This is a genomic window from Kitasatospora sp. GAS1066B, from assembly GCF_041262605.1.
Lineage (GTDB): Bacteria > Actinomycetota > Actinomycetes > Streptomycetales > Streptomycetaceae > Kitasatospora.
The window spans coordinates 154,680-173,784 of record NZ_JBGCCO010000011.1; the positions used below are offsets into that span (position 1 = coordinate 154,680).

15 protein-coding genes, 1 tRNA gene and 1 pseudogene are annotated in these 19,105 nt (G+C 71.8%); 9 read left to right on the forward strand and 8 right to left on the reverse strand.

Going from position 1 to position 19,105, the window contains the following annotated elements; all coding sequences use genetic code 11:
• Positions 1-8 precede the first annotated feature (8 nt).
• A complete protein-coding gene (locus tag ABH937_RS14920; protein WP_370218416.1) occupies positions 9-1,196 on the reverse strand; it encodes an anion permease in 1,188 nt (395 codons plus the stop codon).
• Between the two features lie 348 nt (positions 1,197-1,544).
• On the opposite strand from ABH937_RS14920, the gene ABH937_RS14925 reads away from it, so the two are divergent.
• Positions 1,545-3,122 carry a C40 family peptidase gene (locus ABH937_RS14925; RefSeq protein WP_370218417.1) on the forward strand — a complete coding sequence of 526 codons (1,578 nt, stop codon included), beginning with the start codon at positions 1,545-1,547 and terminating at the stop codon, positions 3,120-3,122.
• A 72-nt stretch (positions 3,123-3,194) separates the two neighbouring features.
• Here the strand turns inward: ABH937_RS14925 and ABH937_RS14930 are convergent, their stop codons facing one another.
• Positions 3,195-5,477: an FdhF/YdeP family oxidoreductase gene (locus tag ABH937_RS14930; protein WP_370218418.1), complete on the reverse strand. Its 2,283-nt coding sequence runs from the start codon at positions 5,475-5,477 to the stop codon at positions 3,195-3,197.
• 162 nt (positions 5,478-5,639) lie between these two features.
• Between ABH937_RS14930 and ABH937_RS14935 the strand changes: the two genes are divergently transcribed.
• The 3 genes from ABH937_RS14935 to ABH937_RS14945 all read left to right on the forward strand — a co-directional run bounded on the left by ABH937_RS14935 (position 5,640) and on the right by ABH937_RS14945 (position 9,061).
• Positions 5,640-6,827: a serine/threonine-protein kinase gene (locus tag ABH937_RS14935; protein ID WP_280687445.1), complete on the forward strand. Its 1,188-nt coding sequence runs from the start codon at positions 5,640-5,642 to the stop codon at positions 6,825-6,827.
• A 20-nt stretch (positions 6,828-6,847) separates the two neighbouring features.
• Positions 6,848-8,053 carry a serine/threonine-protein kinase gene (locus tag ABH937_RS14940; RefSeq protein ID WP_280687444.1) on the forward strand — a complete coding sequence of 402 codons (1,206 nt, stop codon included), beginning with the start codon at positions 6,848-6,850 and terminating at the stop codon, positions 8,051-8,053.
• Positions 8,054-8,209: 156 nt separating this feature from the next.
• The gene (locus tag ABH937_RS14945) at positions 8,210-9,061 is read left to right on the forward strand and encodes a fumarylacetoacetate hydrolase family protein (RefSeq protein ID WP_370218420.1); all 852 of its coding nucleotides are present in this window, start codon (positions 8,210-8,212) and stop codon (positions 9,059-9,061) included.
• 34 nt (positions 9,062-9,095) lie between these two features.
• On the opposite strand, the gene ABH937_RS14950 is transcribed toward ABH937_RS14945, so the two are convergent.
• Positions 9,096-9,881, reverse strand: coding sequence for a TetR/AcrR family transcriptional regulator (locus ABH937_RS14950; RefSeq protein ID WP_280687442.1), 786 nt, complete (start codon positions 9,879-9,881; stop codon positions 9,096-9,098).
• 142 nt (positions 9,882-10,023) lie between these two features.
• Here ABH937_RS14950 and ABH937_RS14955 point away from each other — a divergent pair, with 142 nt between their 5' ends.
• From ABH937_RS14955 to ABH937_RS14965, 3 genes are all read left to right on the forward strand, one after another.
• A complete protein-coding gene (locus tag ABH937_RS14955) occupies positions 10,024-11,769 on the forward strand; it encodes a DUF885 domain-containing protein (RefSeq protein WP_370218421.1) in 1,746 nt (581 codons plus the stop codon).
• A 221-nt stretch (positions 11,770-11,990) separates the two neighbouring features.
• Positions 11,991-13,469 (forward strand): MFS transporter, encoded by a 1,479-nt coding sequence (locus ABH937_RS14960; RefSeq protein ID WP_280688000.1) that lies wholly within the window; start codon positions 11,991-11,993, stop codon positions 13,467-13,469.
• Positions 13,470-13,705: 236 nt separating this feature from the next.
• Positions 13,706-14,770: a serine protease gene (locus tag ABH937_RS14965; protein ID WP_280687440.1), complete on the forward strand. Its 1,065-nt coding sequence runs from the start codon at positions 13,706-13,708 to the stop codon at positions 14,768-14,770.
• 83 nt (positions 14,771-14,853) lie between these two features.
• On the opposite strand, the pseudogene ABH937_RS14970 reads toward ABH937_RS14965, so the two are convergent.
• The 4 genes and pseudogenes from ABH937_RS14970 to ABH937_RS14985 form a co-directional block, all read right to left on the reverse strand.
• Positions 14,854-15,402: pseudogene (locus ABH937_RS14970) on the reverse strand (GntR family transcriptional regulator); the annotation flags it as partial.
• 24 nt (positions 15,403-15,426) lie between these two features.
• Positions 15,427-15,924, reverse strand: a complete 498-nt coding sequence (locus ABH937_RS14975; protein WP_280687439.1) for an NUDIX hydrolase — start codon at positions 15,922-15,924, stop codon at positions 15,427-15,429.
• Positions 15,925-15,991: 67 nt separating this feature from the next.
• Positions 15,992-17,230, reverse strand: coding sequence for a helix-turn-helix transcriptional regulator (locus ABH937_RS14980; RefSeq protein ID WP_280687438.1), 1,239 nt, complete (start codon positions 17,228-17,230; stop codon positions 15,992-15,994).
• Positions 17,227-17,547, reverse strand: a complete 321-nt coding sequence (locus ABH937_RS14985; protein WP_280687437.1) for a putative quinol monooxygenase — start codon at positions 17,545-17,547, stop codon at positions 17,227-17,229. Before ABH937_RS14985 ends, ABH937_RS14980 begins: the two co-directional genes overlap by 4 nt.
• Positions 17,548-17,692: 145 nt before the next feature.
• Between ABH937_RS14985 and ABH937_RS14990 the strand changes: the two genes are divergently transcribed.
• Positions 17,693-18,316 carry a hypothetical protein gene (locus tag ABH937_RS14990; RefSeq protein ID WP_280687436.1) on the forward strand — a complete coding sequence of 208 codons (624 nt, stop codon included), beginning with the start codon at positions 17,693-17,695 and terminating at the stop codon, positions 18,314-18,316.
• A 111-nt stretch (positions 18,317-18,427) separates the two neighbouring features.
• On the opposite strand, the gene ABH937_RS14995 is transcribed toward ABH937_RS14990, so the two are convergent.
• Positions 18,428-18,499: transfer RNA gene (locus tag ABH937_RS14995), tRNA-Arg, on the reverse strand.
• Positions 18,500-18,635: 136 nt separating this feature from the next.
• Here ABH937_RS14995 and ABH937_RS15000 point away from each other — a divergent pair.
• A complete protein-coding gene (locus ABH937_RS15000; RefSeq protein WP_280687435.1) occupies positions 18,636-19,067 on the forward strand; it encodes a response regulator in 432 nt (143 codons plus the stop codon).
• Positions 19,068-19,105: the final 38 nt, after the last annotated feature.

The window sequence follows — 19,105 nt, forward strand, 5'->3', positions numbered from 1 at the left end:
AGAGCCCCTCAGGCGGCGACGGTGGTGGTCGGGGTGGTGGCGGGCGAGGCGGCGCTGCCGGGAACGGGGACCGGCGTGACGTCGGTGAGCTCCGGGACCTCGTTGACGTTGCTCGCGGTCACCGGCTGGCGGCGGGAGAGCAGCCACATCGTGCCCGAGCCGGCCACCAGGGCGGCACCGACCAGCACGACGCCCCAGGTGCCCTGGTCGGCCACGAAGGCGGCGGCACCGGCCACCACGGCGGCGGCGGGCAGCGTCAGGCCCCAGGTGTAGACCATGCGGCGGGCCATGCTCCAGTGCACCTGGGCCTTCGGGCCGCCGAGGCCCGCGCCCATGATGCCGCCGGAGACCACCTGGGTGGTGGAGAGGCCGTAGCCCATGTGCGAGGAGGTCAGGATCACCGCGGTCGTTGCGGCCTCGGCGGCGAAGCCCTGCGGTGCCTGGACGTCCGTCAGACCCTTGCCCATGCTGCGGATGATCCGCCAGCCGCCCATGTAGGTGCCGAGCGCGATGGCCAGGCCGGCGCTGGCGATCACCCAGGTGGGGGGCAGCGCGTGCTTGGGCAGCGCGCCGACCGAGACCAGGGTCAGGGTGATGATGCCCATGGTCTTCTGGGCGTCGTTGGTGCCGTGGGCCAGCGAGACCAGCGAGGCGGAGAACATCTGGCCGATCTTGAAGCCCTTGGTGGTGGTCTTCTCGCCGCCGCGCCGGGTGATCAGGTAGGCGACCTTGGTGGCGCCCCAGGCGGCCAGGCCGGCCACGATCGGGGAGGCGACGGCCGGGATGAGGATCTTGGTGACCACGGTGCTGAAGTTGACGCCGTCGAGCCCGACGCCCACGACGGTGGCGCCGATCAGGCCGCCGTACAGCGCGTGCGAGGAACTGGAGGGCAGGCCGCGCAGCCAGGTCACCAGGTTCCAGAGGATGGCACCGGCCAGTGCCGCGAAGATCACCGACGGGTGGATGCCCGCCTTCTCATTGACGATCCCGCCCGAGATGGTGCTCGCGACCTTCACCGAGAGGAAGGCGCCCGCGAAGTTGAGGACCGCGGAGATGCCGACGGCGACCTTGGGTCGCAGCGCGCCGGTGGCGATGGAGGTGGCCATCGCGTTGGCGGTGTCGTGGAAGCCGTTGGTGAAGTCGAAGGCAAGAGCGGTGACGATCACCACCGCGACCAGGAACGTGATGTGTTCCATTACCAAACAATCGTCGTAGTAGTCGGACTGTTGTTTTCGTCAGCTGTGTTCAGCGCGACCGTAGGGAGGTCGAGTGAACGGGAGGTTAACTAGACCGGGATTTCCGGGTCCGTTCATGTCCTGCACTTGGCCTCCACGAGTCTCTCAGGTGTCTTGGCCTGGTCTTATGCGAACAACGTCCGGTTTGGGGTCGGATTCGTGAGATCTGTGTCACGACGGCCTGTCAGCTGAGAATTCATCAGATGCTTCGAGGCACCCTGCCGGATCCGGCCGTTCGCGTGGCAGGATCGGCAAGGGCCTGCCGGCGGCGGTGCCGGGGGAGTCATCGAACGAGGGGGAGGCGAGCCGATGCGGGCTGTGAGCCGTGAACGACTGGTCGGGACGCAGCCATGGCTGCGGGCCGCGCTGCGCTGCGGTGCGGTGCTGGCGGTGGCCGCGCTCGCGCTGCCGATGGCCGCCCAGACGGCCTTCGCCGCCCCCATGCCGTCGCCCTCGGCCACCGCGACGCCGACCGCCCCCGGCGCCGTACCGTCCGGCGCGGCCGCTGGCGGCGACCCGCTGGCCGCCGCCGAGGCCACCCTCGGCCCGCTGCTCGACAAGATCCACCTGCTCTACCAGAACGCCGAGGCGGCCACCGAGCAGTACAACGCCACCGCCCAGCAACTGGCCGCCCAGCAGAGCGGCGTGGCCGCGGTCAACGCCAAGATCGACGCCCAGCAGAAGCTGGTCGACCAGGGCGTCGACGTCGCCGCCGAACTGGCCTCCGAGCAGTACCGCAACGGCGACGTCTCCGGCCTCGGCGAGCTGCTGCTGACCAACGACCCGTACCAGGCCGCCCACCTCGCCGCGCTGCTCTCCGCCGCGAGCCGCTCGCAGGCCACCTTCGTCGCCCAGCTCAAGGGCGACCAGGCGGCGCTGGAGCAGCTGAGGAAGCAGTCCACCGACGCGGCCAACGGCACCAAGTCGCTGCTCACCCAGCAGGACCAGAACAAGGCCGAGATCGCCGGCCAGCTGGCCACCGTCGAGCAGCTGGTCTCCTCGCTCACCGGCGCCCAGCAGACCGAGCTGCAGCAGCTGGAGCAGAACCAGGTCGACCAGGCCCAACTGGCCTTCCTGGCCAGCGGTGCGCTCGGCCAGGGTGAGCGCACCCCCTCGGCGGCCGGCCGGCAGGCGGTCGCCTTCGCGCTCGCGCAGCTCGGCAAGCCGTACCTGTGGGGCGGCGTCGGACCCGCCTCCTTCGACTGCTCCGGCCTCACCTCGCAGGCCTGGCTGAGTGCGGGCGTCCAGATCCCGCGCACCAGCCAGGAGCAGTGGGCCCAACTGCAGCACGTCCCGCTGAACCAGCTGCGCCCCGGCGACCTGCTGATCTACTACAGCAGCGCCGAGCACGTGGCGATGTACATCGGCGGCGGGCTGGTCGTGCAGGCTCCGCACACCGGTGCGTTCGTCCGGGTCTCGCCGATCGGCATGGCGCCGATCCTGGGCGCGGTGCGGCCCGACCCGCAGGACGCCTCGGACGACAGGGGTGGCGCCTGGAAGGTGCCCGCCACGTTGCAGCAGGCGGAGACGGTGACGCCGCTCGCGGCGCCCTCGCAGGCCGCGGTGCCCGGGCTGCCGAGCGAACCGCCGCTGCCCTCGCTGCTGCCGGTGCTGCCGATCGGCCCGCCCGCGCCGCCGGTGATCCCGCCCTCGGCGGTGCCCACCGGCCCGCCCTCGCCGTCCGCTTCGGGATCGGGCAGCGCCCCGGCGTCCGCCTCCGGTGCCGCCTCGGGTTCGCCGCTGCCGACGGCCAGTGCCTCGGGCAGCGCCTCGGTCCCGCCGAGCGGCTCGCCCTCGCCGTCCGCCCCGAACGGCTCGCCTTCGGGCACCTCGCCGTCGTCCTCGGTCCCGCCGAGCCCGTCCGGGTCCACCAGCACCACGCCGTGAGCCCGATCCGCCGGCGGCCCCTGGAAGTTCGGGCCGCCGGCGGATCGGGATCGGGACTCGGGCCGGCCGCTCTCAGACGCCGGAATCCGGCTCGAAGCGGATCACCACGGCCTTGGAGGTCGGCGTGTTGCTGATCTCCGCCGTGGAGTCCAGCGGGATCAGCACGTTGGTCTCCGGGTAGTAGGCCGCCGCCCCGCCGCGCGCCACCGGGTAGTGCACCACCTTGAAGTGCGGCGCCCGCCGGGCCACCCCGTCCCGCCACTCGCTGACCAGGTCGACGTAGCCGCCCTCGGTCAGGCCCAGCTCGGCCGCGTCCAGCGGGTTGACCAGCACCACCCGGCGCCCGCCGGTGATGCCCCGGTAGCGGTCGTCCAGGCCGTAGATCGTGGTGTTGTACTGGTCGTGCGAGCGCAGCGTCTGCAACAGCAGCCGGCCGGCGGGCACCTCGGGGGCGGTCATCGTGTTGACGGTGAAGTTGGCCTTGCCGGTGGCGGTGGGGAAGGTCCGGCTGTCGCGCGGACCGTGCGGCAGCGCGAAGCCGCCGGGCGCCCGGACCCTGGTGTTGAAGTCGGCGAAGCCCGGCACCACCCGGGCGATCCGGTCGCGGACGGTGTCGTAGGAGGTGGCGAACTCCTCCCACGGCGTCGGGTCGGCGGGGCCGAGCACCGCGCGGGCCAGCCGGCAGACGATCGCGACCTCGGAGAGGATGCCGGGCGCCGGCGGGCGCAGCCGGCCCTGCGAGGAGTGCACCATGCCCATCGAGTCCTCGACGGTGACGAACTGGCCGCCCGCCTCGGTGTGGTCCCGGTCGGTGCGGCCCAGGGTGGGCAGGATCAGCGCCCGGCGGCCGGTCACCAGGTGCGAGCGGTTCAGCTTGGTGGAGACCTGCACGGTCAGCCGGCACTGCCGCATCGCGGCCTCGGTGACCTCGGTGTCCGGGGTGGCCGCGACGAAGTTGCCGCCCATCGCGAAGAAGACCTTGACCCGCCCGTCGCGCATCGCCCGGATCGACTCGACCGCGTCGAAGCCGTGCTCGCGCGGCGGCTCGAAGCCGAACTCCCGCTCCAGCGCGTCCAGGAAGGCGGCGGCGGGCCGCTCGAAGATGCCCATGGTGCGGTCGCCCTGGACGTTGCTGTGCCCGCGCACCGGACAGACGCCGGCCCCGGGACGTCCCATATTGCCGCGCAGCAGCAGGAAGTTGACCACCTCGCGGATGGTCGGCACCGAGTGCCGGTGCTGGGTCAGGCCCATCGCCCAGCAGACGATGACCTTCTTCGACTTCAGTACGAGTTCGGCCAGCTGCTCGATCTGCTCCCAGGGCAACCCGGTTGCGGCGAGCACCTGCTGACGGTCCGTCGACTTCGCCTCGGCGGCGAACTCGTCGAAGCCGTGGCAGTGCTCGGCGACGAAGTCCCGGTCCACGCCGCTGTCGGCGGCCAGGATCAGCTGGTTGAGCGCGCGGAACAGCGCCAGGTCGCCACCGAGCCTGATCTGCAGGAACAGGTCGGTCAGCTTGGTGCCGCCGCCGACCAGGCCGCGCGCGTGCTGCGGGTTCTTGAACCGCTCCAGGCCGGCCTCGGGCAGCGGGTTGACGCTGACGATGGTGGCGCCGGCCCGCTTGGCCCGCTCCAGCGCGGAGAGCATCCGGGGGTGGTTGGTGCCCGGGTTCTGCCCGGCCACGATGATCAGGTCGGCCTGGTAGAGGTCCTTCAGGCTGACGCTGCCCTTGCCCACCCCGAGGGTCTCCACCAGCGCCGAGCCGGAGGACTCGTGGCACATGTTGGAGCAGTCCGGCAGGTTGTTGGTGCCCAGCTTGCGGGCGAACAGCTGGTAGCTGAAGGCGGCCTCGTTGCTGGTCCGGCCCGAGGTGTAGAAGGCGGCGCCGTCGGGGGTCGCCAGCGCCTCGAGCTCCTCGGCGATGATCGCGAAGGCTTCGTCCCAGCCGATCGGGGCGTAGTGGGTGGCGTCCTCGGCCAGCAGCATCGGCTCGGTGAGCCGGCCCTGCTGGCCCAGCCAGTAGCCGGAGCGCCCGGCCAGCTCGGCCACCGAGTGCTCGGCGAAGAAGGCGCGGGTGATCCGGCGCTCGGTGGCCTCCTCGGCGACCGCCTTGGCGCCGTTCTCGCAGAACTCGGCGGTGTGCGGCTTGTCCGGCTCGGGCCAGGCACAGCCGGGGCAGTCGAAGCCGCCCTGCTGGTTGACCTTGGCCAGGGTGGCCAGGGTGCGGGCCGGGCCCATCTGCTCATGGGCCAGCTTCAGGCTCTGCCGCACGGCGGTCAGTCCGGCGGCCGCGCGCTGCGGGGCGCCCACCTTGGGGGCGTCCTGCGCCGGGTCGCTCTGCGGGGCCTGCTTGGCCATCGTCGCCCACCTCCAACGGGGATCCGGGCCACGCCGTCGTCAGCCCGGCCACCATCCTCGCACCCTGGCCGGTGGAGGCAGGTGCGGTCGAGGTGGGGCCTTCCTCAGCCGGCTCGGTCGACTCAGGGTCAACCGGGTCAGCGGCCCGATAGGCTGATCCGCATGTCAGATCTCCAGCCGCCGCCGCTGGTCGACGGCCGCTACCAGTTGCTGCGCGAGCTGGGTCGGTCGGTCACCGGGTCGCGCTGGGAGGCGCTCGACCGATCGGACGGCCACCGGGTCGCCGTCCACCTGGTGCCGCCGCAGTCGCCCGCACCGCCGGCCGCCGTCGAGCGGTTCCTGGACGAGGCCGAGCGGGCCGGCCGGCTCGGCCACCCGCACCTGGTCGAGGTGGAGCACCGCGCCGACCGCGCGCTGGTCCTGGAGCTGCTCAGCGGCCGCACCCTGGACACCGTGATCGCGGCCGGGCCCGCCGACCTCGGGCACATCCTGATCTGGGCCCAACAGGCCTGCCTCGGCCTGAAGGCCGCGCACGCGGCCGGTGTGGTGCACTGGGGGCTCAAGCCGAGCCGGCTCTTCCTTACGGACCAGGGCCGGATCAAGCTGCTCGGCTTCGGCACCGCCCACCTGGCCCCGGCCACCGAGACCGGCAACGCCCCGTACCTGGCGCCCGAGCAGTGGCGCCAGGCCCCGGCCGACGGTCGGGCGGACCTCTACGCGCTGGGCTGCGCGCTGTTCGAACTCTGCGCCGGGCGCCCGCCCTATCTGGGCGCCTCGGTACCGGAGTTGATGCACCGTCACCTGAACGACGCGGTCCCCCACCTGGGCCAGTTCCGCACCGACCTGCCGGGCGGCCTGGACGAGGTGGTGCTCAGCCTGCTGGCCAAGGACCCCGCCGCCCGCCCGGCGGACGCCGCCGAGGCCGGAGCCCGGCTGGGCGCGGTGGCGGCCGGCTACCAGGGCCCGGTCGGGCCCGGCCCCGAGGAGCTGATCCGGGCCCAGGTCGACCAGGCCTGGGCCTACGGCGAGGCGGGCCAGAGTGCCGAGGCGGTACGCCAGTTGACCGTACTGGTGTCCCACGCGGCCCGCACGCTCGGGCAGACCCGTCCGCAGACCCTGCAGGTCGCCTATGACCTTGCCATCTGGCGGGGGATGGCTGACGATATCGCTGGAGCGGTAGGCCTGTTGGGCGAGCTGGTGCCGCTGATGACCGCCACCTTGGGACCGGGGGACGAGGACGTGGCGAAGGCGACCCGAGACCTCTGGTCCTACAGCCGCGACCTGGAGCGCAGGCGCGGCATCGCCCGCCCCGGCGAGTTGGCGATGCTGCTCGGCCTCCCCGTCTACTGACAGCCGAAGTAGGGGGAGACATGAGAGCCGGCGATCTGCTGGGGGAGCGCTACCGACTGGTCGGCGAGCTGGGCCGGGGCGGCTTCGGGGTGGTCTGGGAGGCCTACGACCAGGTGGTCGGGCGGCAGGTGGCGGTCAAGACGCTGCGCCACGAGCCCGGCCAGTACGACCCGGAAGCCGCCACCGACCGGGCCAGGTTCGGCCGCGAGATGGCGGTGCTGGCCCGTCTTGTGCACCAGAACGTGGTGCTGATCTTCGACCAGGGCGAGGCCGCCGAGGGCGGCGAGAGCTACCGCTACCTGGTGATGGAGCTGCTCAACGGCCTGACCCTGAAGCAGGTGCTGGCCACCTCCCGTCCCGAGCTGCCGCAGGCGCTGGAGTGGGGCCGCCAGCTGTGCGCCGCGCTCGCCGCCGCCCACGCGGCCGACGTGATCCACCGCGACATCAAGCCGGAGAACATCATGTTCACCGGCCCCGACCGGCAGCTGCTCAAGGTGCTGGACTTCGGGATCGCGCAGATCGGCGACAACAAGGAGGGCGGCCTGACCACGGCCGGCGCGGTGATCGGCAGCGCGCCCTACCTGGCCCCCGAGCGCTGGCGCGGCGAGCCGGGCACGGTGCGCAGCGACCTCTACGCGCTGGGCTGCGTGCTCTACGAACTCTTCACCGGTGTCCGCCCGTTCAGCGCCTCCGGCACCTACGCGCTGATGGTCCAGCACGTGGACGAGCCGCCCCCGCGGCCGACCGCGCTGCCCCGGGACCTGGCCCGGCTGCTGCTCGAACTGCTGGCCAAGGACCCCGCCGAGCGGCCGACCGGCGCGGGGGAGGTGGGCCGCCGGCTGGCGGCGGCCGCCGAGGCCGTGCGGGACCTGCGCCGGCAGGCGGACGCCGCCTTCCAGGCCGCCGGCGAGGGCCGGGCCGCCGACGGGCTGAAGCGGCTGCGGCCGCTGATCGAGCAGTTCGCCCTCGCCTTCGGCCCGGACAACGGCCGTACGGTGCGCGGCTGCCACGACTTCGCCGTGCTGCTCGCCCGGGTCGGCGCACACGACCAGGCGTACTGCCTGCTGGACGAGCTGCTCCCGCACGCCACCGCTGCACTCGGCGAGGGCCACCCGGACGTCGAGGACATCCAGCGCCGGCTGGCCCGCACCCCCGTCCCCGAGCACCCCTGCCCGGCCGGACTGCTCGCGGCGCTGCTCACCGGTGTCAACCGTACGGGCAGCTGATTCGACCCCCCGGGCGTTTGGTGGAATTGATAGGAACTGGCCGACGACCGCCCCCTGGCTCCGTTCCACAAAATGTTGATATACCTCGGACGCATAGGCGAAGCGGGTGTGCGGCCCGCTGCGCGCAGATGCGACACCACAGGTGGTGATGGGCAGATGAAGCTCCTCCGTGTTGGCCCCCCGGGCGCCGAGCGCCCGGTCGTGCTCGGCCAGGACGGCACCGCGTACGACCTCTCGGGGCGTACCCCCGACCTCGACGGGGCGTTCCTGTCCGGACTGGACGTGACCGAGCTGGCCGCCGCGGTGGCGCAGGGTGAGCTGCCCGTGGTCGACATCGCGGGGCAGCGGATCGGCGCGCCGGTCGTCCGCCCGGGCAAGGTGGTCTGCGTCGGCCTGAACTACCGCGACCACGCAGCCGAGGCGGGCGCGGCGATCCCGGCCGAGCCGGTGCTCTTCCTCAAGGCCAGCAACACCGTGGTCGGCCCGGACGACGAGGTGCTGGTGCCGCGTGGCGCCACCAAGACCGACTACGAGGTCGAGCTGGCCGTGGTGATCGGGCGGACCGCCCGCTACCTGGAGACGGACGAGGAGGCGGCGGCGGTGATCGCCGGGTACACCATCTCCAACGACGTCACCGAGCGCGCCTTCCAGCTGGAGCGCGGCGGCCAGTGGGACAAGGGCAAGTGCTGCGAGACCTTCAACCCGCTGGGCCCCTACCTGGTCACCCCGGAGGAGGTCGGCGACCCGCAGGCGCTGGAGCTCCAGCTCTGGGTCAACGGCGAGCTGCGGCAGGACGGGCAGACCGCGCAGATGATCTTCCCGATCTACCCGGTGCTGCGGTACATCAGCCAGTTCATGGTGCTGGAGCCCGGTGACGTGGTCACCACCGGCACCCCGGCGGGCGTCACCATGGGGCACCCGGGCACCGCGTTCCTGCAGCCCGGTGACGTGATGGAGCTGGCGGTCACCGGGCTGGGGCGGCAGCGGCAGGTGCTCGGCAAGGCCTGACGGGTCGCCGCCGCGCAGTCGTCCTGACGGACCGTCAGCGACCGGTGCGCAGCGTGCCGAGACGGGCCAGCAGCGCGGCGGCGCGCCCGTCCGGCGCCTCCAGCGCCAGCAGCCCGGTCAGCACCTCGGCGCTCTGCGGGTCGTGCGCGGCGGTGGCCGCGGTCATCGCCACGAACTCGTCCACCAGCCAGTCGCGCAGCTGGGTGGGCGGGATCTGCCGGCCCTCGTCCAGCCAGCTGAGCGAGGAGGCCTCCACCACCGAGATCCAGGAGCGCACCAGCAGGGTGAGCCGGGGCCCGGGTTCGCCCACGCCCATGTAGCGCAGGGTGCGCCGGAGCGCGGCACGGCGCACCTTGTCCACGATCGCGCTGGTCCGCGCGGTCTCCACCACCGAGCCACCGCGCAGCAGCGCGCCGTAGCCGGCGTCGTGCTCGGCGACGAAGGAGAAGTAGCCGTCCAGCACGGCGCCCAGCTGCTCGGTCGGGGTGCCGCGCGGCGGGACCGTGAAGCGGCTGATCAGCTCCTCGGCCGCGCTGCTCAGCGCCGCCTCGTAGAGCTGCTGCTTGCCGCCCGCGAAGTAGCGGTAGACCAGCGGCCGGGAGGCGCCGGAGGCCTCGGCCACGTCGTCCAGGCTCACCTCGTCCGGCGGGCGGGTGCTGAACAGCTCCAGTGCCACGGCGATCAGCTGCTCGCGGCGCTGCTGGACCGGCAGCCGCCGGTAGCCGGCCCGCCGGGGTCGCTCGGCGGGGCCGTCGGCCGCGACCCGGGCCGAACCAGGGGCGGGCGAAGGGCTGGGCGCGGCCGGCTCGGTGGCTTTCATGGCGGTCAGCGTAGTGCGCGACAGCGCCGGTGGAACCCCGCGCGGTGGGCCGGGATCGTGCGGGCCGGCTCCCGTCGTCGATCTCGCGACCCGGGTGCGGAAAGCCTGTTGCAAAGCGTCCGGGCTGCGAAAGGATGGCCGGATGGCTTCCGAACCGACTCTTGCCGCCGTCGACGTCCGCACGCCGCGCACCATCGCGGACGCGTACGTCCAGGCACTCGCCGACCTCGACCCGCTGACCGCGGTCTACCTCGGCCTCAACCCGGAGGACGACCGCCTCCCCGACCTCTCCCCGGCCGGCCACGCCGCCACCGCAGAGCTGGCCCGCCGCACGCTGGCCGAGCTCGACCTGGCGGAGGCCGCCGAGCTGCTCGCCACGGCCACCGACCCCGAGGCCGAGCGCCGCTGCGCCCGGCTGCTGCGCGAGCGGTTGACCGCCGAGCTGGCGGTGCACGAGGCCGGCGAGGACCTGCGCGCGCTGCGCAACCTCGGCTCGCCGCTGCACAACACCCGCGAGGTCTTCACCCTGCTGCCCACCGAGACCGAGGACGACTGGGCCCGGCTCGGGCGACGGCTGGCCCGCTTCCCGCTGGCCGTCCAGCAGTACCGGGCCGCCCTGGCCGAGGGCCTGGAGCGCGGCCTGACGGCCGGGCCGCAGCAGGTCGAGACGGTGATCGGCCAGCTCGCCGAGTGGCTGGCCGCCGACCCGGCGGCCGACGAGGCGAGCCGGGCGGCCGGCTGGTTCGGCGCCCTGGTCACCCCGGCCCCCGAGGGCCTGCGGGCCGAGCTGACCGGCCATGCGGTCGCCGCCTCCGCCGAGCTGGCCGTGCTGCGCGACTGGCTGGCCGAGGTCTACACCCCGGCCGCCGCCGGTACTCCGGACGCCGTCGGCCGCGAGCGCTACCTGCGCTTCGCGCGGCTGTGGAACGGCGCGGACCTGGACCTGGACGAGGCCTACCGGTGGGCCTGGACCGAGTTCCAGGACATCGCCGAGCAGATGCGGGTCGAGGCCGAGAAGGTGCTGCCCGGCGGCACGCCGATGGAGGCGATGCGCTGGCTGGAGACCGAAGGCCCCGCGATCGAGGGTGCCGAGGCGGCCCGCGAGTACCTTCAGGGCCTGATGGACCAGGCGATCCGCGATCTGCAGGGCGCCCACTTCGACCTGGCCGAGCCGATCACCCGGGTCGAGTCCAAGCTCGCCCCGGCTGGCACCGCCAGCGCCCCCTACTACTCGGCCCCCTCGCTGGACTTCAGCCGCCCCGGCCAGACCTGGCTGCCGGTGATGGGCCGCGACAGCTTCCCGATCTGGGACCTGGTCAGCACCTGGTACCACGAGGGCGTCCCCGGCCACCACCTGCAGCTCGCCCAGTGGAACTACGTGGCGGGCAGCCTCTCCACCTACCAGGTCAGCCTGGGCGGGGTGAGCGCCAACATGGAGGGCTGGGCGCTCTATGCCGAGCGGCTGATGGACGAGCTCGGCTACCTGACCGACCCCGGCCACCGGCTCGGCTACCTGAACGCCCAGATGCTGCGGGCGCTGCGGGTGATCCTGGACATCGGCATGCACGTCGGCCTGGAGTTCCCGGCCGACGCGCCGTTCCACCCCGGTGAGCTGATGACCCCGGAGCTGGGTCGCGAGTTCTTCGGCCGGTACTGCGGGCTGGGCGAGGAGATGCTGGACAGCGAGCTGGTCCGCTACCTCGGCATGCCGGGGCAGGCGATCGGCTACAAGCTCGGCGAGCGGGCCTGGCTGCGCGGCCGGGCGGCGGCGCGGGCGGCGCACGAGGCGCGCGGCGAGGAGTTCGACCTCAAGGCCTGGCACATGGCGGCGCTCTCCCAGGGCTCGCTCGGGCTGGACGACCTGGCGGCGGTGCTCGCCGAGCTGTGAGGTTGGCGGGGCCCCGCGTCCACCGCACCTGCGGGGCCCCGGCCGGCTGTTACAGCTTGCGCACTGTTAAAGCTTGCACAAAACATCCCTTTTTATCCGTCTTTACCCCCTTTTCTGCTTGCCCTGCCCCCGACCGCGAGCTTCGCTGGAGAGAAGTGCCGTCCGCGCACGCCGACGGCACCCCCGTCCGGAAGGCTCCTCCCGTGTCCGCGCAACCTGCCATGGCCGTTCCGGTGCCGGACCCCCGCCGCTGGCGGGCGCTGGCCGTGATAGCCGTCGCTCAGCTGATGATCGTGCTCGACATCACGATCGTGAACATCGCGCTGCCGACCGCCCAGCGCGACCTCGGTATCTCCAACGCCGACCGGCAGTGGGTGATCACCGCGTACACCCTGGCCTTCGGCGGACTGCTGCTGCTCGGCGGACGGATCGGGGACCTCTACGGCCGCAAGCGCACCTTCATCATCGGACTGCTCGGGTTCGCCGCCGCCTCCGCCCTGGGTGGCGCGGCGGCGTCGGGCACGATGCTCTTCGCCGCCCGCGCCCTCCAGGGAGCCTTCGGCGCGCTGCTCGCGCCCTCGGCACTCGGGCTGCTCTCCACCACCTTCACCGAGGCCAAGGAACGCGCCACCGCGTTCGGCATCTTCGGTGCGATCGCCGGTGGTGGCAGCGCGATCGGCTTCATCGCCGGCGGGCTGCTGACCGAGTACCTGAACTGGCGCTGGTGCCTGTTCGTCAACGTGCCGATCGCGCTGGCCACGGCCGTGGGCGCGTCGCGCCTGCTGCACCGCGACTTCATCGCCAAGGGCTCCCGGATCCCACTCGACCTGCCAGGCGCGTTCCTCGGCTGCGGCGGGTTGCTGGCCATCGTCTACGGCACCTCGGAGGCCGAGTCGCGCGGCTGGGGCGACTCGCTGGTCCTGGCCTGCCTGCTCGGCGGCGCCGCACTGCTCGCCGTCTTCGTTCTCGCGGAGCAGCGCACCGACCATCCGTTGCTGCCGATGCACATCGTCAAGGATCGCAACCGGGGTGGCGCCGCGCTCTCGGTCGGCCTGGCCGTGGTCGGACTCTTCGGCCTCTTCCTCTTCCTCACCTACTACCTGCAGGTGATCAAGGGCTACTCGCCGTTGAAGACCGGCGTCGCGTTCCTGCCGATGACCGCCGCGATCGTCACGAGCTCCGCCGGCTTCGCCGCCCGGCTGATGAACCGGGTGCCGTCACGCAACCTGGTCGTGCCCGGCCTGCTGCTGGCCGCGGGCGGGATGGCCTGGCTCACCCAGCTCAAGGTGGGCAGCGCGTTCGCGACCACGGTGCTGCCCGCCGAGATCCTGCTCGGCGTCGGCATGGGCCTGGTCTTCATGCCGTCGATGAGCCTGGCGACCCTGGGCGTGGCGCCACGCGAGACCGGTGCGGCCTCGGCCACCATCAACTCCGCCCAGCAGGTCGGCGGCTCGATCGGGACCGCGCTGCTCAACACCATCGCCGCCAGCGTCACCACCGCCTACCTGGTCGGCAAGGACGCCGGGAACAAACTGGTCCAGGCCACCGCCAGCGTGCACGGCTACACGGTGGCCACCACGGTCGCGTTCGGCATCCTGATCTTCGCCGCGGTACTGGCCTTCTTCATGATCAACCACCGGCCGGCCCCGGAGCCGGAGGCGGGCGAGGACACCGAGGCGGCGGTCCGGGCGGCGGCCTGACGATTTCCTCACGGGATCCGCTCCCAGCTGGGGCTTCTCTCGCCACGAACCGTCCGCCATGATGTTGCCTGGTCGTCGGACGTCCGCCGCCTGGTGGATTCTCAGACGCCTCTCAGCCGAGCATCATCGCGTTTCCAACCAGGCGGGAGATAGTCGTCAGGTAGTCGAGGCGCCCCACCGAGGGTGTCGACCAGCCGGCCCCCAGGCCGCCGATAGCGGGCAGGAGCACCGTCCTGATGACCAGTCAGCAGCGTGACCTCCGCAGGCAGCAGCACCGTCCCGTCAACCGTCCGATGCTCCTGGGCGTCTCGCTCGCCCTCGCCGTGCTGGTCGCCGTCGCGTGCGTCAGCCTGGTCACCGCGCGAGCGATCGCCTCACCGCGGGCCGCGACCACCGCCGGCAAGGTCAAGGACCTCAAGGGCACCAAGCCCGGCACGCCCACGCCCACGCCGGCACCGTCCGCCGCCGCCCCGGCGGGCCCGAAGTCCACCGCGACCGCGCCGCTGGCCCAGCTGCCGCCGCTGAACACGCCGACGCCGTCCCCGTCGCCCACTCCCACACCCACCCCGGTGCCGACCCCGACCCCGACGCCCACCCCCAGCCCGACCGCCTCGGACACCCCGTCCCCCGCCGACACCGCCACCGACCGTGCCACGCCCACCACGGCCACGGCCCCCGCCGGCCCCGAGACCGACCGGGTCGGCGCGCTGTTCAGCGGCAGCGCCACCGACGGCAACCACTTCTGCACGGCGAGCGTGGTGCAGAGCGCCACCCGCAACCTGCTGGTCACCGCCGCCCACTGCGTGGGCAACACCAACGGCCTGGTCTTCGCCCCCGCCTTCCGCAACGGCCAGACCCCCTACGGCGTCTGGCAGGTCACCCAGCTCTACACCACCAACGGCTGGAACCAGAGCCAGGACCCCGACCAGGACTTCGCCTTCCTCGAGGTCGCCCCCCTCAACGGCAAGCAGATCCAGGACGTGGTCGGCGGCAACCCGCTCGGCCTCAACGAGTCCTTCACCGCCACCGTCCGCCTCTACGGCTACCCCAACAGCAGCGACGCCCCCATCCTCTGCTCCAACGCCACCACCCAGCAGTCCACCTACCAACGCGAGATCGCCTGCCCCGCCTACCCCAGCGGCACCAGCGGCGGTCCCTGGATCAACACCGCCGACGGCAACCTGATCGGCATCATCGGCGGCTACCAGCAGGGCGGCAACTCGCCGGACATCTCGTACAGCGCGTACTTCGACTCGACGATCGGCAACCTGTACCAGCTGGCGGTCTCGTCCTCGGGGTGAGCGGTGCGTGCTGCCCGAAGGCCCGGGTCACCTGACCCGGGCCTTCGCGTCTACCAGGAGCGTGCGCGCCACCAGGGTGGACCTCACGCGTCGAAGTCGTACTCCAGCACATAGGACGCCGCGTCGAGCACCATTTCATTGACCTCGACCGCCCGTCCTCCTGAGGCATACGCGGTGCGGCAGACCAGGACCACAGGCGTGCCCGCACCCAACTCCAGCTGGGCGCTCTCCTCCTGGGTGGGCATCCGGGAGCGGATCTCCTCGCGGAAGTGCACCGGCTTCGCGCCGATCTCGGCGAGGCGGGCGTAGCTGCCGCCCGGGCCGGTGTCCGGCTGCGTGATCGCGGTACCCGTGACCAGCGAGGCGGGCAGGTACGAGGTGGAGAGCAGGACCGGCTTGCCGTCGAGCACGAAGCGCCGATGCCGGACACAGGTCGGCTCACCCGGCTCCAGGCCCAGCACGCCGGCGATCAGTTCCGGCGCCGCCTGCTCGGAGACCGCGACCTGGTCGACGACCAGCGTGCGGTTCTCGATGTCCGCCCACCAGATCGACCGGCCCGATCCCCGCTGGCCCTCGGTCAGGCGCTGGATGCTCCGACGCCGCAACGGCCGGAAGTCTCGGACGAACACCCCGTAGGGCTGAACCGGCCCGGCCCTTCATCGTACGGCTGACGAACCGTCAGGGCCGCTCTGCCGCACATCGATCAGCTCATGCCCGTCGTGGGCGCGGATGCAGGGAGCGACTGAACCGGAGGCTGCCAACGCGTCGAGCAGGCGAACGCCGTAGACCTCGTTCAGGTGCCTGTGCACCTCCTCGGCCGTGAACCACCGCACGGCCGTCGACTCCTCGGACGTCCTCGCCGTGCCACCCTCCGGGCGACAGCGGAAGACCAGCGCGACCACACCCCGGACCATGTTCTTGTAGACGCCGGTCAGGCGTTCGACGCTGACCTCGACGCCCGTCTCCTCGAACACCTCGCGACGTACGCCGTCCTCCACCGTCTCGCCGAGTTCGAGCACCCCGCCCGGTGGTTCCCACATTCCGTTGTCCGCCCGCCGGATCACCAGGACCCGGCCGTCCTCGCGGACGACGGCACCGGCCACCGAAACGGAGTGGAGGGGCGTTGACGGGGTCTGCGGAGGACTGCTGCTCATCTACAGGAGCCTAGGAGATGGCGCAGAGCTACGGCGATGCCCTTGGCTCAGCAGAGCTCCTACGTGGCTAGGGCTGTGCGTCCGCACGCTCAGCCAACGCGACAAGCTCCGGGGGAGCGGTTTGACCGGTGAGCAGGAGAAGTTCTCGAACCGTGGTCCGGGCAACCGTATGAGTGCGGATCAGCTCGGGGGCGATCTCCTCGGCCTTCAGCAGGCATGCGAGGGCCTCGCTGCTCTGACGCCGCTGCGCGTACGCGCGTCCGATGTCCAGGAACAGGCGGGCTCGACGCTCGACGGACAGATCACCGGGATCGATCCGCAGTCCGATTTCGATGGCCTCACCGGCATCACCGAGTTCCACCGCGAGGGCTACGGCCTGGATCTCGACGTTCGTCGGGCCGAACTCCGTGTTGAAGTCATTGCGGTCCTCCCCGATGCGTTGTGCCACCTGCCTGGCGAGCCCGAGTGCTTCGCGGGCCTTGCCGCGTTCCCCAGCGCGGGCATGGGTGAGGGCCAGGACCAGTTGCAGAGCGCCCAGCAAGGAGAGAGCTTCGGGTTCCGCGCTGTCACCCAACCGAAGTAGCGCACTGACCCCGGTGGTCGCCACACGCTCGGCTTGATCCAGGCGCCGCAGCCGTACGAAGGCCTGCGCCAGCCGGGAGACGCTTGCGAAAACCTGAAGTGGCTGGCCGGCTTGCTCGGCGGCCCGAATCGCGCGGTCGGCCGCGACCCAAGCAGCGTCGCCTTCGTCCTGACGGGCGAAAGCGGCCGACAGAGCCTGGTAGGTCCGGCTGAGCAGCAGCCAGAGCTCAGGCCGTTCCTCAGCAGGAGCAGTGCGGACTGCGTGCTCGATCTGGGGGAGCAGTGCCCCGACGGTGACGCTCAGCTCGGCGAAGCGGCTCTCGTGGGTCAGTTCCCAGACGCGGTGGACGGTGGCCCGCAGGTTCGACAGATCAGCCGGCATGGACATCGGATGATCGCCGAGCAGGATGTCCGGCGCTGGATGCCCGGAGATCAACAGCCGGGCCTGGTCCAGGTCGTTCGGCTCGGTCGGTTCGGGGAGTGCAGGGACCGGCGGGTCCGTGAGCGCGTCTGGGCGAAGGGCCTCCAGGGATACGCCGAGCCCGTCGGCCAGCAGACGGAGCACATCAAGGCGGTTGACGGGCTGAACTCCGCGTTCCACCTGGGACAGCCAACTGGCCGTCCGGCCGAGCGCGCCGGCCAACTCGTCCTGTGTCAGGCCACGTCGCTTCCGCAGTTCGGCTACCCGCTTGCCAAAGGCGCGCCGTTCCTCGGGGGTGCTCACGCGGGTACCGGCCCCTTGCCCGTCTCGGCCTGGAGGAAGGTCACCTGAACCGCGCTCAGGTACTGCTCCCGCTCGGCCAGGAAGGCCATGGTGTGCGGCTGTCGCTCGTGAGCGTCGAAGGCTGCTCGGTCGGCGTACAGCTCGTAGAAGACGCGGACGTGCGGCTCCTCTGGCACGGAATGTACGACGTACGCGAGTGTGCCTGCCTCATGTTCCTTGATGCCGGGGATCGTTCGTGCCACCAGCTCGTCGAACCCGGCCGCTGCCTCCTGGCCGCGCAGCTCGAAGCGGACAACCAGACCGAAACCGTTGCTCATTGAACCTCCCTAGTGGTCGTCGCCAGCATCCCAGAAACGCAGAGATTCTACTACTCACAGTTTCTCTGTTGACTCGCAGAATCTCTGTTAGTAGCTTGTGGTGAAGCTGCTACTGAGAGCTACGCCCGTCATAGCGGAGGACCCGATGGTCGAAGGCATCACGCGATCGAACGCCGTTCCCTACATCACCGCCTGGAGCGCCGAGCAGTACGCCCGCTACGAGGTGGTCGCCCACCCCGCGGGCGGCATCGCCTACCTCGACGAGGCGCCGCATGACCGCGACGCCGACGGCATCCTGTGGGCCCGCATGACGCTCGGTCCCGGGCGCGGGCGGCCGGACTTCGGGCGGGTGCACCTCGGGCGCCAGCGGCGGGCGATGCGGGCGCTGCTCTGCCAGGTCTGCGGCGAGCCGGCCGACCGCGCCGAGGACGGTGCCCTCTGGTTGCTCAAGGACGACCGCACCGACTGGCCCGGCTGGCCCGAGGGCATGGCCGCCACCCACCCGCCGGTCTGCCTCGGCTGTGCGGACATCGCGGCCCGGCGCTGCCCGCACCTGCGGGGCGGTTGCGTGGCCGTGCGAGCGCGGGAGTTCGGGACGTGCGGCGTGTACGGCAGCCTCTACCGTCCCGGCCGGCCCGCCCCTACGGCCGTTACCGACGTCATCACCACACCCCAGGAGCCGCGCGCCCGCTGGGTACTCGCCACCCAGCTGGTCCGAGTTCTGCGCGACTGCTCGTTCGTCGACCTCCGGTTGAGCAGAGCGGCCTGATCTCTCGTCAGCTGCGACTGAGACGTCGACCCGCCCGACTTCTCGAAGGCCCCGGACATGACGAAGGCCCAGGTCGCTTGACCTGGGCCTCGATCAGCACTTCTCGCGAAGTGCCCCCGGTAGGATTCGAACCTACGCACCCGCCTCCGGAGGGCGGTGCTCTATCCCCTGAGCTACGGGGGCCTGCTCTGTCCTGCTTGCGCCGCATCGCTGCGACGGGAAGAACATTACCAGCTCGGCGGCGTGCTCCGTGCAGGGGTTTCTCCCCGACCTCGGCAAAGCCCGGACGCGCGCCCCTCGGTCGTCTTACCCTCGAGAGGTGTCGGGAGGCGTGTCCGGGCGGGTCCTCGTGGTGGACGACAGCGAGGTGATCCGTCAGCTGATCAGGGTCAACCTGGAGCTGGAGGGCTTCGAGGTGGTGACCGCGGCCGACGGCGCCGAGTGCCTGGAAGTCGTCCGGCGGGTGCGGCCCGATGTGGTGACGCTGGATGTGATGATGCCGCGGCTGGACGGGCTGCGGACGGCGGCGCGGTTGCGAGCGGAGTCCTCCACCGCACGGCTGCCGATCGCGATCGTGAGTGCCTGCACGCCGGCGGATCTGGACCGGGGGGAGTCGGTCGGGGTGGACGGGTATCTCGGCAAGCCCTTCGATCCGGCGGATCTGGTGGCGCTGGTGCACCGGCTGATGGCCATCAAGGAGCACGGGCGCAACGGCGGGATGACCTTCGGCGGCGGGGATGTTCGCCTGTAGCGAACGGCCCGGGTGCGACCCGCGAGTCTCAACCGGTA

Bases quoted from the DNA above. Each gene is read 5' to 3' on its own strand.
- ABH937_RS14920 (WP_370218416.1), bottom strand. From the start codon at position 1,196: ATGGAACACATCACGTTCCTGGTCGCGGTGGTGATCGTCACCGCTCTT.
- ABH937_RS14925 (WP_370218417.1), top strand. From the start codon at position 1,545: ATGCGGGCTGTGAGCCGTGAACGACTGGTCGGGACGCAGCCATGGCTG.
- ABH937_RS14930 (WP_370218418.1), bottom strand. From the start codon at position 5,477: ATGGCCAAGCAGGCCCCGCAGAGCGACCCGGCGCAGGACGCCCCCAAG.
- ABH937_RS14935 (WP_280687445.1), top strand. From the start codon at position 5,640: ATGTCAGATCTCCAGCCGCCGCCGCTGGTCGACGGCCGCTACCAGTTG.
- ABH937_RS14940 (WP_280687444.1), top strand. From the start codon at position 6,848: ATGAGAGCCGGCGATCTGCTGGGGGAGCGCTACCGACTGGTCGGCGAG.
- ABH937_RS14945 (WP_370218420.1), top strand. From the start codon at position 8,210: ATGAAGCTCCTCCGTGTTGGCCCCCCGGGCGCCGAGCGCCCGGTCGTG.
- ABH937_RS14950 (WP_280687442.1), bottom strand. From the start codon at position 9,881: ATGAAAGCCACCGAGCCGGCCGCGCCCAGCCCTTCGCCCGCCCCTGGT.
- ABH937_RS14955 (WP_370218421.1), top strand. From the start codon at position 10,024: ATGGCTTCCGAACCGACTCTTGCCGCCGTCGACGTCCGCACGCCGCGC.
- ABH937_RS14960 (WP_280688000.1), top strand. From the start codon at position 11,991: ATGGCCGTTCCGGTGCCGGACCCCCGCCGCTGGCGGGCGCTGGCCGTG.
- ABH937_RS14965 (WP_280687440.1), top strand. From the start codon at position 13,706: ATGACCAGTCAGCAGCGTGACCTCCGCAGGCAGCAGCACCGTCCCGTC.
- ABH937_RS14975 (WP_280687439.1), bottom strand. From the start codon at position 15,924: ATGAGCAGCAGTCCTCCGCAGACCCCGTCAACGCCCCTCCACTCCGTT.
- ABH937_RS14985 (WP_280687437.1), bottom strand. From the start codon at position 17,547: ATGAGCAACGGTTTCGGTCTGGTTGTCCGCTTCGAGCTGCGCGGCCAG.
- ABH937_RS14990 (WP_280687436.1), top strand. From the start codon at position 17,693: ATGGTCGAAGGCATCACGCGATCGAACGCCGTTCCCTACATCACCGCC.